The organism is Entomomonas asaccharolytica, assembly GCF_016653615.1.
Lineage (GTDB): Bacteria > Pseudomonadota > Gammaproteobacteria > Pseudomonadales > Pseudomonadaceae > Entomomonas > Entomomonas asaccharolytica.
Genome location: NZ_CP067393.1, coordinates 227,656 through 242,655 on the forward strand (window position 1 = coordinate 227,656; position 15,000 = coordinate 242,655).

The 15,000-nt window shown below is 35.4% G+C and carries 14 protein-coding genes; 12 read left to right on the forward strand and 2 right to left on the reverse strand.

The genetic code is table 11. The annotated features are described in order from the left end of the window. Window positions 1-26: 26 nt before the first annotated feature. Entirely contained in the window at window positions 27-1,304 is a 1,278-nt protein-coding gene (locus JHT90_RS01090; protein ID WP_201093057.1) for a hypothetical protein, read from the reverse strand. 246 nt (window positions 1,305-1,550) lie between these two features. Here JHT90_RS01090 and JHT90_RS01095 point away from each other — a divergent pair, with 246 nt between their 5' ends. From JHT90_RS01095 to JHT90_RS01140, 10 genes are all read left to right on the forward strand, one after another. Continuing rightward, entirely contained in the window at window positions 1,551-2,957 is a 1,407-nt protein-coding gene (locus JHT90_RS01095) for an MBOAT family O-acyltransferase (RefSeq protein ID WP_201093059.1), read from the forward strand. 2 nt (window positions 2,958-2,959) lie between these two features. Further along, a complete protein-coding gene (locus JHT90_RS01100; protein WP_201093060.1) occupies window positions 2,960-4,132 on the forward strand; it encodes an SGNH/GDSL hydrolase family protein in 1,173 nt (390 codons plus the stop codon). Then, entirely contained in the window at window positions 4,129-5,340 is a 1,212-nt protein-coding gene (locus tag JHT90_RS01105) for an SGNH/GDSL hydrolase family protein (RefSeq protein WP_201093062.1), read from the forward strand. The genes JHT90_RS01100 and JHT90_RS01105 overlap by 4 nt, the downstream gene beginning before the upstream one ends. A gap of 103 nt (window positions 5,341-5,443) precedes the next feature. Beyond that, the gene (ftsB, locus tag JHT90_RS01110; protein ID WP_201093070.1) at window positions 5,444-5,740 is read left to right on the forward strand and encodes a cell division protein FtsB; all 297 of its coding nucleotides are present in this window, start codon (window positions 5,444-5,446) and stop codon (window positions 5,738-5,740) included. Continuing rightward, window positions 5,730-6,437 (forward strand): 2-C-methyl-D-erythritol 4-phosphate cytidylyltransferase, encoded by a 708-nt coding sequence (gene ispD / locus JHT90_RS01115; RefSeq protein WP_201093072.1) that lies wholly within the window; start codon window positions 5,730-5,732, stop codon window positions 6,435-6,437. The genes ftsB and ispD overlap by 11 nt, the downstream gene beginning before the upstream one ends. Window positions 6,438-6,449: 12 nt before the next feature. Next, window positions 6,450-6,983, forward strand: coding sequence for a GNAT family N-acetyltransferase (locus tag JHT90_RS01120; protein WP_201093074.1), 534 nt, complete (start codon window positions 6,450-6,452; stop codon window positions 6,981-6,983). Window positions 6,984-7,053: 70 nt separating this feature from the next. Further along, window positions 7,054-7,923 carry a cation diffusion facilitator family transporter gene (locus JHT90_RS01125; RefSeq protein WP_201093076.1) on the forward strand — a complete coding sequence of 290 codons (870 nt, stop codon included), beginning with the start codon at window positions 7,054-7,056 and terminating at the stop codon, window positions 7,921-7,923. A gap of 95 nt (window positions 7,924-8,018) precedes the next feature. After that, on the forward strand, window positions 8,019-8,318 hold the full coding sequence (locus tag JHT90_RS01130) for a DUF2388 domain-containing protein (RefSeq protein ID WP_201093078.1): 300 nt from the start codon (window positions 8,019-8,021) through the stop codon (window positions 8,316-8,318). Between the two features lie 13 nt (window positions 8,319-8,331). After that, window positions 8,332-8,664, forward strand: coding sequence for a DUF2388 domain-containing protein (locus JHT90_RS01135; protein WP_201093080.1), 333 nt, complete (start codon window positions 8,332-8,334; stop codon window positions 8,662-8,664). Then, window positions 8,664-10,640, forward strand: a complete 1,977-nt coding sequence (locus JHT90_RS01140; protein ID WP_201095712.1) for a DUF7844 domain-containing protein — start codon at window positions 8,664-8,666, stop codon at window positions 10,638-10,640. The genes JHT90_RS01135 and JHT90_RS01140 overlap by 1 nt, the downstream gene beginning before the upstream one ends. Window positions 10,641-10,685: 45 nt before the next feature. Here the strand turns inward: JHT90_RS01140 and JHT90_RS01145 are convergent, their stop codons facing one another. Then, window positions 10,686-12,494, reverse strand: coding sequence for a WG repeat-containing protein (locus JHT90_RS01145; RefSeq protein WP_201093082.1), 1,809 nt, complete (start codon window positions 12,492-12,494; stop codon window positions 10,686-10,688). Between the two features lie 138 nt (window positions 12,495-12,632). On the opposite strand from JHT90_RS01145, the gene ubiA reads away from it, so the two are divergent. Further along, window positions 12,633-13,526 (forward strand): 4-hydroxybenzoate octaprenyltransferase, encoded by an 894-nt coding sequence (gene ubiA / locus JHT90_RS01150; RefSeq protein ID WP_201093084.1) that lies wholly within the window; start codon window positions 12,633-12,635, stop codon window positions 13,524-13,526. 101 nt (window positions 13,527-13,627) lie between these two features. Continuing rightward, complete coding sequence (locus JHT90_RS01155) at window positions 13,628-14,998, forward strand: hemolysin family protein (RefSeq protein WP_201093086.1); 1,371 nt, start codon at window positions 13,628-13,630, stop codon at window positions 14,996-14,998. The last annotated feature ends 2 nt before the right edge of the window (window positions 14,999-15,000 follow it).

Consider the following 15,000-nt stretch of genomic DNA (forward strand, 5'->3'; position numbering starts at 1 on the left):
TGGCCATGAGTAATGATAAACAAAAATTAATAATCGGACAGTATATATACTAAGCGGATAACATCAGTTTTTAGGGCTAGATCTGATGATCCCAATCTTTTATGAATAGTCATATGTAAAGAGCCGCCTTCAACTTTTCTAAAAGCACCTTTATAGATAACACCACTCGACATATGCACCTCAATATTTTTATTAAAAGCCTTAGCATTTAGCTGATTAATTGGCGTAAGTTGTCGCTCTGCTGATTTAATAATAGGTTTTTTAGATACTGAATTTACAGGATCATTTTGTGCTAATTGTTCTGAGGTTGTCCATTTAAATTCAACGGGAATATTTTTGCCGTTAATTCTTAATGAAGGATGAACCAGTTCAAGCGCTACTTGTTCATTCATTGCTTTTAACTCTTCGAGGGTAACAGGTCCTTTAGGTTTGGTAGCAATATAGAACTCTTTAGGGTTTTTTATGTATTCATTAATAGCATTAACTATTTCATCATTTAAAGTAAATCCAAATAAATCAACACTAGCTTGGTCTATCTCTTTTTTTGAAAAAGGTGGTAAATCAGCTATATATTGATCTAATGATTTATTTTCTTTTTGTGCACAATAGTTATAAAGTTTTTTGGTGAAAACATCTTCTGACCAATGCATTTCAAACTCTGGAATCGCATTCTTTTTTTGATCTGATGCTACCATAGGGTTAAGTAAAGAAGCATCACCATAAAATGAAGAAGAAAACTTAGAGGCATTTCTTGTATTTAAATCAAAGCTAGCTTTAATCCGTCTAGCAGAAATTTTTTGATAGGCAAGATCAATATCAAATACAAAGGTTTGATAGCCGATATCCATGTATTCAACTAAGCCAATTTTTTTGACTTTGCCACAAGGAATATCAAAAGGATAACGGAACGAATCAGCTATTTGTTTATTATTTAACAAAGCTGTTGAATGAACAGTAATACCTTGAATTCTAAGCGCTATTTGGTTAGGTATTTTACTACCCCAGTTTTTAAAAATTAGCCCTAATAACTCAACGATATTTTTAGATTTTAATTCTATTTTTTCAATCTTAATACTTTGGCCAGCATAGGAAATAGTAATGTTATCAATACTGCTAGAACCTTGTAATGATGTGCTAACACCGCTGTAATTAAATACCCCAGGTGGTAAAGTATCTTGTATATCCTTGGCAGTTTTATCTGTGTAGTACCAGAGTAATGCTTTGGTTCCACCCACCACTATTAAACCAATAATAATAAGTAAGATAAAAAGATTACGTATTTTTGCCATTTTACTTTTGTCCATATTAAGCACTAATTTAAGTGGTAATGTAATGGATAATTATCCATATTAAAAGTGATTTTGTGCTTAATATGCTTTTCAGCAATGATAGTAGCTATTATTTTATAGTGTTTAAACTATCACATTATATGTAATTGTACTGTTTTATTTAGTTAACTTGGAGTATTCTTAGCATTTTTTAAGTGTTTAAAATAAGCAATAGCATCGCTTATTGAGAATAAAGAATGTTAATAATGTAAGTTACTATCTGTGAGTTATTTATCCATAGAGTTTAGTGTTCTATTTCCTCTATTTTTTTTATTATATTGGGCACTAGCAAAGAAACCATTTTATCAGAATGGCCTATTATTAATAGCAAGCTATGCAGTTGTGGCAAGTTTTGATATTAATTTTCTAGCCATACTGATTACTTATTCTTTTGTTTTGTATGGGCTTTCTTTTCCAATTTATTACAGTAAGCGTAGTGGCCTTTGGTTAGCAATAGCCATTGTTGCTGCTATTATTAATTTGTGCTTTTTTAAATATTTTGATTTCTTTAGGGTACAGGTTCAGGCATTTATCACTGGCTTGGGAATAGATTATGCCATTCCAGGAATTGAAATTTTATTGCCAATAGGTATTTCTTTTTATACATTTCATTCTATTAGTTATTTGGTTTCTCTAAAGAAAAAAGAAATCAGTATTCCCTCTGCGGTTGATTTTGCTTTATTTTTATCTTTCTTCCCTAGTTTAGTGGCAGGACCTATTAATAGAGCGAAGGATTTTTTACCACAAATTCAAGTAACGCAGCCAAGAGAGATAGGTAATTACAATCAAGCATTTGTGTTAATTTTATTAGCACTGATTAAAGTGCTTTGTTTAAATACTGCATTGGCAGATAATTTTGTCGATCCAGTATTTGCTAACCCTAGTAGTTATCATTCTTTAGATATTTTATTAGCAGTCTATGCGTATGCTTTACAAATTTTCTTTAATTTCTCTGGCTATACTAATTTAGTAACAGCCATTGCCCTGTTATTAGGTTTTAGATTACCCATAAACTTTAATATGCCTTATTTTGCGCATAATTTACGAGATTTTTGGCAGCGTTGGCATATAAGCTTATCAACTTGGATTAGAGATTATATTTATATTCCTTTAGGGGGCAATCGTCAGGGCTTTAGCCGTACACAAGTTAACTTGTTTACCGCAATGACACTTTCTGGCCTTTGGCACGGAGCTAGTTTTACTTTTATAATATGGGGTATGATTCACGCGTTAGGTGTGGTATTGCTTAATATTGGTGATCGTTATTGGGGTCGAGATCGTTTAAGCCAGCTTTCAATCTGGTTGGCAAGATTTATTACTTTCCACTATGTTTGTTTTGCATGGATTTTTTTCCGCTCTGTAACTTTGTCTGATGCCACTGAGTTTTTGGCTGCATTCGCTCATAATTTTACAGGTGTTGCACTGAACACCAATGTCATACTGTATTTTGCTCTGTTATTGATTGTCTTTTTTGTTTATCCGCTATTAGCTAAATTACCTGATTTACTCATCAAACTATTAGATAAGATAGTATGGATTTTTTTGCCTATTGTATGGATTATTATTTTATTACTTGTATTAACCACTGCACCTGCAGGAATTCCTAACTTTATTTATGCGAATTTTTAGATATGACAGCAGGTAATAAGAAGTTTTTAAAAGTATTCTATTTGTTATGTATAACAATGATGGCGTTGTTATGGTTACAACAACGCTCAATAAATGCTTATTGGATACAAACTTATCATCAGGGCAGCCCTTTATCTGTATTAGATAAGTATTCTGCTTGGCAAGTAGGTGGTGATATAACTGCTTTTCTAAGTACACAACTTGAATCTGTGCAAGCAGACATAACAGCTTTAAATGATGAAACTATAGCTGTAGTTAATAATCATTTAATAAATATGCAAGATGATATACCTTTAGTGGATAATCAAAGCGCAGAAGAGTTAGCGTTATTAATTGATTCGCAAGCAGTTTTTAAATCCTCTAGTTTACTTATATTTCCACAAAAGCCATTTTTGCAGGTAGTTGAAATAAAGGCTATGGATAAAGAGCAAGTTATTACTAATAGTGGCTTATTAATTGTCTCTCCAGCATTTAAGGATAGATCAGAGCCAGAGTTAATTGTTAATAAAGATAACCGCTTTTTACTTGAAAAGGGGCAGAAAGTATTTTTTGTTGGTGATTCTTTAATGCAAGGTGTTGCACCGCATGCTATGCGTTCTTTGCTAAAAGTACATGGTATTGAGAGTATAAATCTTAGTAAACAAAGTACAGGGCTTTCTTACCCTAGATTTTATAATTGGCCACAAATGGCGCGTGAGACTTTCAGTAAAAATCCTGATATTAAGTTGATGGTTGTTTTTATGGGGCCTAATGATCCATGGGATTTCCCCGTTGTGCGAGGCAAAAGGTTTTTAAAGTTTAATACGCCAGAGTGGGAAGGCGTCTATCGCGCACGTATCCAACAGCTGATAAATGCAGCAACTGATCATGGTGCCCAAGTATTATGGATAGGCGTACCTAATATGAAGGATACTAAATTAAATGTAGGTGTAATTAAATTAAATAAGATTTATCAGTCACAAGTTACTATAGCAGGGCAACGCTATATTCCTTCGAATGATTTATTAGGTATGCAAGATGATCAATTTGTAAAATTTTTGCGTATACCTAACCGCGGAAATGTAACTTTACGTACAGATGATGGTGTCCATTTCACTATTATTGGGCAAAAGCGTATAGCTGACAAAATTATCTCGCTATTACGCTTTAACGATTCTATGGATGTAAATAAATGAAAACAGTAATTCAATTAATAGCCATTATTTGTTTGGTAGCAGATCTACCCGTTATGGCTCAAACATCTGCTAGTTTGATTAAGCAAGTTAATATTGAGAATTTTGGTGAAGCTAATTTAGCTAAGCTTAAGAAAAAAATAACCCATGTTGAAAATCGGGTGGCGCCTCCAGACTCAGTATTAAGAATTAGTCAATTGGGTGATTCACATACAGCAGCTGATATTTTTACAGGACAGCTAAGACAGAAATTACAGCAACGTTTTGGTGGAGCAGGCATTGGCTGGATTAGTCCGATTAATGTATATGGGCAACGTAATACCCAAGTTTTTTATACCGCTTCGGATTGGTCATTAACCTCTAGCCGTAGCACGGACGCAAATGACTATCCTATGGGTGGCTTTGTGGCAACACCAGCCGTTGCAAATGCCCAGCTAACGGTTAATTATAATGTGGATGAAAAGCCTAGCTTATGGAATGCTACTTTGTTAGTAAAGCAATTGAAGCCAGGGCAATCTTTAAAGTTAGTTGATGGTATGAATTATGAAACGACACTGGATACGAGAAATAATAAAGATTGGCAGTATATCAGTGTCTATGTCATGCTGCCTTTTACTATTATTGCTGAATCAGCAGACTCAGCCAAATTAGGTGGTATTTGGCTAGAGAAAAATGGCCAACCAGGTGTTGTTGTATCACCTATTGCTATAAATGGTGCTAAGCAAAGTATTTGGCAAAAATGGCGAGCAAAATGGTTGAATGATTTAGCAAGAACAAAAAGTGATCTTGTTATTATTGCCTATGGAACCAATGAATCATTTGAAACACCCTTTAATATAGCAAAATATAAGCAGTTTCTAACAAGTAGTGTAAAACAGGTTCGTAAAAAACTGCCTAATACGGCCATTCTTATAATTTCTCCTCCAGATACGATGCAACGTAATAAAGTAAAACGTGGTGCGGGTTGCCAAGCTATGCAGACACCGCACTTAACGAGTATTCGAATTGTACAAAAAGAGGTAGCAAAACAACAGCACACACTTTATTGGGATTGGTCTGCTGCAATGGGGGGCAATTGTTCAATGCAGCGTTGGGTGGAAAAAGGATTAGCCAATAAAGACTATGTGCATTTAACGGCTACGGGCTACCAACAAAGTGCAGATAGCCTTTATAATGCGATTATGCGATTACTTCATTTACCAAATGGGTAATAATATTTTAGAAACTTGTTACAATTATACGAGTAATAGAGAATATGAATTTTGTCAGCAAAAAGATATGCTAACATTAACTCAGGTTGTAGATTAATTAAAGATGTCACGTTTATTGCGTAGTCCCTATTGGTTATTTGTATTGCTGTTAGCCTTATTAGCTGGTTTACAATATCGGTTATGGTTGGGTGACGACGGAATGCGTCAAACGGATGAATTAAAAGACCAAATTGCCATTCAGCAAGCAGAAAATAAGAAGTTATTAGAAAAAAATCGACGTTTAGAAGCGGAAGTTATTGAGCTTAAAAAAGGTACTGAAACTATTGAAGAGAAAGCAAGACACGATCTTGGTATGGTAAAGGATGGAGAAACGCTCTATATAGTGCCCAATGAAAAATAGTGATCAAATCCCCCCTTTTTGGGTAGTTATTCCTGCGGCTGGTATTGGTAGTCGTATGCAGTCGGTAGTGCCTAAGCAATATTTACCATTAGGTAGATTAACTGTTTTAGAACATACCCTTAGTTGCTTTTTGGATCATCCTAAATTGTTAGGAATAGTTGTCAGTTTAGCTAGCGAAGATAATTATTGGAATAGTTTGGCTGTAAGTAAACATCCTGCTATTCAAACAACTATAGGTGGTAAAGAGCGTGCCGATTCAGTGTTAGCAGGTTTATCATTACTTGCTCAACAAGCCGAAGCGGATGCATGGGTATTAGTACATGACGCAGCGCGACCTAATTTACAGCAAGAAGATTTAGATAAATTGCTGATAGTGGCAGGTAAAGACTCTGTGGGTGGGTTATTAGCTGTTCCTGCAAGAGATACTTTAAAACAAGTTGATGATGCTGGGCGAGTGAAAACCACTTTAGATAGGCGGGTTATTTGGCAAGCGTTAACACCACAAATGTTTCATTTAGATCAATTGCAATCAGCATTAGAGCAGGGATTAAAATCAGGGCAAGCTATAACAGATGAGGCTTCTGCTTTAGAGCTAGCAGGTTACTCTCCTTTATTAGTGGAGGGGCGAAGTGATAATTTAAAGGTTACTCATCCCGAAGATATTCAATGGCTAGCACCTTATTTTATCAATTTATAAGGTGAGCCTGAGATGATTATTCGTTCTTGTGAATTCAATGATATTCCAATGATTACAGCCATTTATGCTGAGGCGGTTATAAATGGCACAGCTACCTTTGAGTTGGAGCCGCCTTCTGAGTTAGAAATGACTAAAAGAAGGGAGGCATTATTAGCAAACAATTATCCTTATTTAGTGGCAGATAAAGATGGGATAGTAGTGGGTTATGCTTATGCAGGAGAATATCATAAACGTCCAGCTTTTCATGGTACTGTGGAAGATTCAATTTATATCCATCAGAATTTTCAGGGTAAAGGTATGGGAACGGAGCTGTTAAAACAATTAATTGTAGAAGCTACTCAGCGTGATTTTAGACAAATGATTGCTGTGGTGGGTGATTCCGCTAATCATGGTTCAATAGCATTGCATAAAAGGCAAGGTTTTGAATTAATTGGTACACTTCACTCAGTTGGTTGGAAGCATGGCCGTTGGTTAGACACAGTAATAATGCAACGACCACTGGGTGACGCGGACAATTATCCTTATAAAAAGCTGAACAAATTATAGAGAGTTGAGAAGTATCCAACCTAATGTTTATAAAAAATAATAGAATGTGAATTTTAATTAGAGATTTATTATGGCTACATCTAAGCAACAAGCAAGATTAATGCGTATAGCAGCTATGTCTTCTGTGGCAGTTGCTATAGTTTTAGTATTAGTTAAAGCAATCGTTTGGTGGTTTAGTGGTTCTGTTAGCTTATTAGCAGGTTTAACCGATTCATTCTTAGATAGTCTTGCGTCTCTAATAAACCTAATTGCTATTACAATTGCTTTAAGGCCTGCCGATCATGATCATCGTTTTGGACATGGCAAGGCAGAGGCTTTAGCTGGGCTTGCACAGGCTTTATTTATTACCATCAGTGCTGTATTCGTCAGTTGGGAAGGCATTAAGCGGTTTATCAATCCCGTGGCATTGGAGAATACCCATTGGGGTATCGCTGTAATGGTGTTTTCGCTTTTTGTTACCATTGGGTTAGTAAGTTTCCAACGTTATGTCATCAAGCAAACAGGATCAACAGCGATTACAGCAGATTCATTACACTATAAATCAGATATTCTTCTAAATATTAGTATTTTATGTGCATTAGGACTCAGTTATTATGGCTGGCAACGTAGTGATGGCTTTTTTGGTGCATTGATTGGCTTCTATATTTTGTGGAGTGCTGTGAGTGTTGGTAAAGAAGCCATAGAGATTTTAATGGATAAAGAATTGCCCGACGAAGTGACAGAGCAAATGCTTGAAGTGGCTAGATCCGTACCAGAAGTAATTAATGTACATGATCTAAAAACACGCAAATCAGGCACCCAATGGTTTATCCAGCTCCACGTCGAATTACCTGCTATGATGAGTTTAGACGATGCTCATCAACACTGCTTACAAGTGAGAAAAGTTTTGCAAGCTCGATGGCCAGCATCGGATGTAATAATACATGCTGATCCTCGTTAATATATTGTTTATAATTTATACCATTTGTTAGTTATCACATAGATTATTTATAGCTTAAACTATAACTGCTTGATTATTTGGAAGGAAAAGTAACAATGAAACGTTCAACAATGGCTACAGTAATGTTAGGTTGTGTATTAGCTACGCCAGTGATGGCATTTGAATTAACAACGGATTTTGTTGTACGTTCTTTGTATGCTTCTCAACAAGTCACTTCTAGTTTCTCAAATGATAAGATAGTTCAAGCTGCACAAGATGATGCGGCTAGTTTTGTGGCTTCTAATGGAGAGATTCGTGGGGCACGTATTGAGGCAGTATTTCAAAAAATACGTAATCAATACCCAGATTTAAAAATAACAGATTTAGAGCTAGCTGAAGCAATTCTCGCTCAGTGAGGAATTATTTAATATGAAAAAACTATTGTGTAGTATAGCTGTGGTGATGGGAATATTATATATTCCAAGTTCCTATGCTATTGATCAAACGAAGGATGTTTTCAATATTACGACCCGTGCTTTTGCGCGTAGTTTGGATTTTACTTCGGATACCACTACTTCAACCCGTGATAAATTTAAATTAGTGCAAGCAGCTAAAAGTGATGCTGCCGCTTTTGTTGCCACAGAAGGCAAAATACAGGGGCCCTATTTAACGAAAGCCTTCGAAGTCATACGAGATGAATACCCAGAAACAGCAAGTATGGCAGACCTAGAGTTAGCTAAAGCTGTGCTTGCTATTAAGTGATTAAGTTAGTCAAATATTTTTTAACTGCTATAAGTGTTATTACTTATAGCAGTTATTGTTTGGCCGATCTTAATTTACAACTCAACACTAAGGGGTTAACAGAACAACAAATAATAGCTTCGCAACAATTGCTAGAAGAGGCTAAATCTGCATTGCCTCCTGCTTTTACTTCAAAGCTTGCTCATAACGTTACTGTCAGTTGGTCAGATACGCTGCCTAATGATGCCTATGGTCGAACCAATGGGCGTTTTGGTCTTTATTTAAATAAAAGATTGCTACCTTCCTTAGTTGATGGAAGTGCTGCTACCGAAAAAAATGATCGTCCTCATGGTACAGTGCGTAGAGAACTATTAGCTACTGTAATTCATGAGTTAGCTCATTTGTATGATGATGCAGGTTTATTTTCTAACGAGCAATTGCCACAGATTCGTTATTGCCAACGATTAGCTAAATCACAGGGCATTAAATCGGTGCCTGCTTATTGCATGGGATTTTTAAATCGACATTTTACGTTGAGTGATGATGCTGAATTTTTAGATTTGGCAGGTTGGCCATTATTAATCGGTGAGTCTGATCTTAGAGATGACCAGAATACACGTATTGATCGTTCGCCCGATCATTATGAGTTAACCAACCCTAAAGAGTTTATGGCAGTGAATATGGAGTATTTCTTATTAGATAAGAATTATGCCTGTCGTCGCCCTCGTTTAAATGATTGGTTAGTAAAACATTTTAATTGGCAGCCAGCACAGCAAACACAATGTTCTAAAGATTATGTTTATCTCTATGCAAATGATACTCCAGATAGCTCTCCATTAGAGCATTTAGATCCAGAACGTATTTATGAGGTTGATTATTTATTTGCTGCGGCTAATAAAAACTGGATGAGTCGTTGGGGGCATAGTATGTTACGGCTGGTTGTGTGTGCGCCAGATAGACCGCGTGGCCCAGATTGCCGATTAGATTTAGAGTATCATCGAGTCTTATCCTATCGCGCCTTTATTAATGATTTACAAATTTCTAGTATTAAAGGATTAACAGGCAGTTATCCATCTAGGTTATTTATCTTACCTTTAAATCAGGTGGTTGATGAGTATACCAAGCTTGAGTGGCGGCCATTAGAATCAGTTCCTCTTAAATTATCTCGGTCAGAGCTTTTGTCTTTAGTGGATCAAGCTGTGGAGCTGCATTGGAGTTATGATGGTAATTATTATTTTATTACCAATAATTGTGCAGTTGAAACCTTAAAGTTATTACGCAGTGGTACCAATAGAACAGATTTGCAAACATTGGATACTATAACGCCAAGTGGTCTATTAAAACTATTAGAAGTTAGAGGCTTAGCAGATATCTCAGTATTAAAAGATCGCAAAGAAGCTATGCGATTAGGTTATTTCTTTGACTCTTATCGTGATCGTTATGAAATGATGTTTCAGGTAATTAAAGAGCAGTTAGCTGTCCCTGAACATTCTGTCGATGAGTGGTTAATGCGCCCGGCATTGTCTCGTCAACAGTTCTTTAAAAAAGCCGACTTACGAGCTACTGCCGCCTTAGTTTTGTTAGAACAAGCTTCTGTAAGAAGACAAACTTTATTGGCTTATCAAGTATTAAAAGATCGTTATTTGAAGCCTACTAATCATTCAGACAATCAGCAGCAAACCTCTGATACACAAGATAATATTCAACAGTTGGTTGAGCATAGTGGATTTCTTTCTAGACCTGCTAGCTTGTTGAAAGATGGCTATGGATTACCTCTACCAGATGAAATAGCTAAGCTATCTGAGGAAAGCCTAGCTAAACAACAACAGCTTGATAAAGTTATGCTTTCTTTAAAAGATCAATTGAAAATGTTATTACCTGTAGATTTAGTAAAAGAATTGGATGGCACAGAGGCGAATATAAAAATATTAAGCGAGCAATTAAGAACTTTGCATACAGCCAGTGGCGGTTTGCAACTTGATAAGCTAAATGAATAATTTAGTTTAAAGCGGATTAACCTCAGTTAAAAACAAATTACTCATTTATTCTTCAGGATATTTCAAACTATTATTATAAAATTTGTCACTTACATATAAGCATAGCATCGTTTGAAAATCACCATCTCCTGTATAGGCTCTAGATAATAGAGTGATAAAACGGTTATCTGAAGTTTTCCATTCTGTATAGTTTTCTTCATCATCGCAATGAGTGATATTAGGTTCTCCTAATAAGTTCATTAATTGTGTTCTTAATATTAGGTAATTCTTTTGATAGAGGGAGAAGCTTTGATCGCTTAAAAATAAATAATTGCCCCAGTCATATTCACTGTAATAAGTGACCGCAATTGTTTTAATAGATCCACAGGGTAAGATGGCTAGTTCGTCTTCATCGTATTTTGCATAGTTAATATGGTATTCATTATAGGGGTGGATTTTTCTTGATTCGTTTCTGTGATCATCGTAGATAAAATCAACAAATTTAAAAGGTTGGGCTGGACTTGACAGTAGTTCGTCAATTAATGCTTTAAGCTCTGCATCAGTGTAGTTAGGAGTGTTATGGAAATCTCTATTAAATAATAATTCAGGTTGTTCAATCTGATTTTTAGAATAACTAACTATTATATTCTGCTGATTATCTTTTAATAAGGCATTATCTTCATTGAATTGTAATGTGGCTATAATTTCTCCATCAGAGAGAACATATTCAATACTATTTTGGTTAGTGATAAAGGCAGGGAGAGTATGGTTATGACCTATGAGCGAATTGTAGTAATAACCATTATCTTTATATTTAGAAAGTGGTTCAATCCAATGCTGTTTATAAAAAATTTCACCTTTACTATTTGCAATTCCCCATTTGGGTTCTATGGTCTGATTATTTTCTTTGCTGCGAATAATGCTTATATTAGAAATATCAAAAAAAGAATGAGCATATTCAATATTATTTTCTGCAAAATTGATAATAACTTCTGCTGATCCTTGTTTTATAAAGGATTCTTTGGTTCTGATAAGCCCGCAATTTAGGCTGCTGTCATCAAAACTTTCATCTAAAGGAAATTCAAAAATAATATTACCTTTAGCATCTAAGCAGCCACCAGTGGAGTTATCTTTATTAAAATAAGCAAGATTGTCTTGATTGTAGTTGGAGATCTTTTGGTAGGTAGGTTTTAATATCCATTCACCATTGGTATTGATTAGACCATATCTATTGGTTTTTGCATCTTTGAATGGTGCAGCTCCTTTACAGGAAAACGGACAACCAATACCTTCTTTATAGTGGACAACCATTTCTGCAGTATTATTGAAATAGGCGGTATAGTAGCTCTCTCGTGTAGTGACAATTATTGGAACTAAGCCGAGAGAGTCAAATATTTTTATATTATGAAGGGTGGGTCTTGGTGAGAATATGGCTGATTCAGATAAAGGTGGTAAAGTCAGTGGATATTGCTGTAAATCACTTAAAGAAAATAGAAACGTTTTTCTATCTTGATTAGTTGCAAACCAAAATTGATTATCTATAGGTGTAGAATAAGGATATTGGCAGGGAATAATAAATTTACCTGTAGTATCAATAATTCCCCATTTTTTATCTATTTGCACACGAGCAAAACCTGCAGAGGTAAACATTTTGGCTTGCTCGAATTGAGGCTCAATAGCCCATTCACCCTTATAGTTTAAATATCCCCACTGATTATCTTGATTAGCGGCATTGATTAATAGGCCATTAGTGGTGTCAGTTGCATTACCAATGTTTCTCAGTGTGTGCTGGAAAAATTGGCCTTTATCATTTAAAACAAAATAATCACTAGTATTGTTAGTTTTTAGTATTCTTATTATCCAAACTTGTTGCATCTAATATTCCTTTTTATCCTTTAAACCTTGTAAATATCCATTGCTGATTATGACGAGATAGGCGCTAGATGTTATTATATTAATTCAAAGTTAATTTACTATTAATTATAGTAATAAAATAATAGATTGAGATAAAAGATGTACGTTACATGGTTAAAGAGCCTAGCTGATAAGCTACACCCACGTGCTTGGGATTTTATTCAATTAATCCGTCTTGAAAAACCCATAGGTATCTACTTGTTATTGTGGCCTACGCTTTCTGCGCTGTGGATAGCAGGTAATGGTAGCCCTTCTGTTAAAAACGTTATTATCTTTTTATTAGGCGTAATATTAATGCGTTCAGCAGGCTGTATTATTAATGATTTTGCTGATCGTAATTTTGATGGCCATGTGGCACGTACTAAAGAAAGACCTTTAGCTGGTAAACGAATTAGTATTAAAGAAGCTTTTATATTCTTTTTTAGTTTATTGTTTATCTGCCTCTTGTTAGTACTATGTACTAATCTCACTACCTTTTATTTATCTTTTGGGGCAGCGGCAGTAGCCGCTTGTTACCCCTTTATGAAACGTTTTACAAATTATCCCCAAGTTGTTTTAGGTGCTGCTTATTCATGGGGAATTTTAATGACCTTTACTGCAGAAACAGGTCAGTTACCTTGGTTTGCATGGTTGTTATTTTTTGCCAATGTGGCATGGACTGTGGCATTTGATACTTACTATGCTATGTCAGATAGAGAGGATGATTTAAAAATCGGTGTAAAATCAACAGCTATAGCTTTTGGGCAGTATGACCGTTTGATTATTGCTATTTTGCAGGGAATTAATTTAGTTGGATTTATCGTAGTAGGTCTTTATTTAGGCTTTGGTATTTATTTCTATGTGGGTTTACTAATTGCGTTAGCTTGTTTTATTTGGGAGTATATTGATACTCGTAGTTTAGACCCACTTATTTGTTTTAAAGCTTTTTTACATAATCATTGGGCTGGGTTAGCTATTTTTATAGGGATAGTGCTGGATTATTTGCTTAAATAGTCAGTTTTAAAAAAAAGTAATAAGTTTTTGTTAAGAATACTTGCAGATATCAACAATAGATTGCATGATATAAAACCTTGTTAACAACTTTTATAAAACATATGGACCCTGACTCGAATAGTTTTCTTTTTTATTTAGCTGATACTTTACTTATTTTATTTGCACTTTTTCTTGTTGTACTTAATGGTTTCTTTGTGGCAGCAGAATTTGCCATGGTTAAGTTACGTGGTACCCGTGTTGAGGCCATTGCTGATGTTAATGGTTGGCGGGGGCGAATTCTAAGAAAAGTCCACCACGAATTGGATGCCTATTTATCAGCCTGCCAATTAGGTATTACTTTAGCGTCATTAGGTTTAGGATGGGTTGGTAAAGCAGCTTTTGCTGAATTAATTACACCATTATTATTTTATGTGGGTATACAGTCAGCAGAAATTATAAATGGTATTTCTTTCTTTGCTGCGTTCTTTATTATCTCTTATTTGCATATTGTTGTGGGTGAATTAGCACCAAAGTCTTGGGCAATTCGTCAACCAGAAAAGCTATCACTGTGGACAGCAGTGCCTTTATATTTATTTTATTGGTTAATGTATCCTGCAATTTGGTTGTTGAACCATAGTGCAAATGCAATTTTGCGTATAGCGGGTCAAGCTGATGTGCATGGTCATGAACACTATTATAGTCGAGATGAATTAAAACTTATCCTGCATTCAAGCCGAGCGCATGATCCTACCGATGGCGGTATGCAGGTATTGGCATCTGCTGTTGAGATGGCTGAGTTAGAAGCCGTGGATTGGGCTAATTCCCGTGAGGACTTAATTTATATCGAGCATGATGCTTCATTAGATGATGTATTAGATATTGTGAAGCGTCATAAATACAGCCGCTATCCAATTTATGATACCGAGACAACAGAGTTTACAGGTATTCTACATATTAAAGATCTATTGTTAGAGTTGGCTGATAGCAGAAGAGATAGATCTGAGTTTGCACTTGATCTTGAAGAGTTATCTCGACCTTTAGATAGGGTTTCTAAAAATACCCCTTTGGGAGAACTGCTAGAACGCTTTAAGCAAGGGGGTGTTCATTTTGCCCTCGTTGAAGAAGCTGATGGTAAAGTGGTAGGCTTCTTGACAATGGAAGATGTGTTAGAAGTTTTAGTGGGTGATATTCAAGATGAGCACCGTAAAACTGAGCGTGGTGTATTAGCTTATCAGCCTGGTAAGTTATTAGTGAGAGGGGATACCCCTTTATTTAAGATCGAACGCCTGTTAAATGTTGACCTTGACCATATCGCTGCTGAAACAATGGGTGGATTAATTTATGAAACCTTAAGCCGTGTTCCTGAAGAGGAAGAGGTTTTAGAGACAGATGGTTTAAGTATCACTGTGAAAAAAATGAAAGGCCCTAAAATCTTATTAGCTAAAGTAACAAAGCTAGATGAGAGTAAGCCTTATAAAGAAAATACCGATTAGAT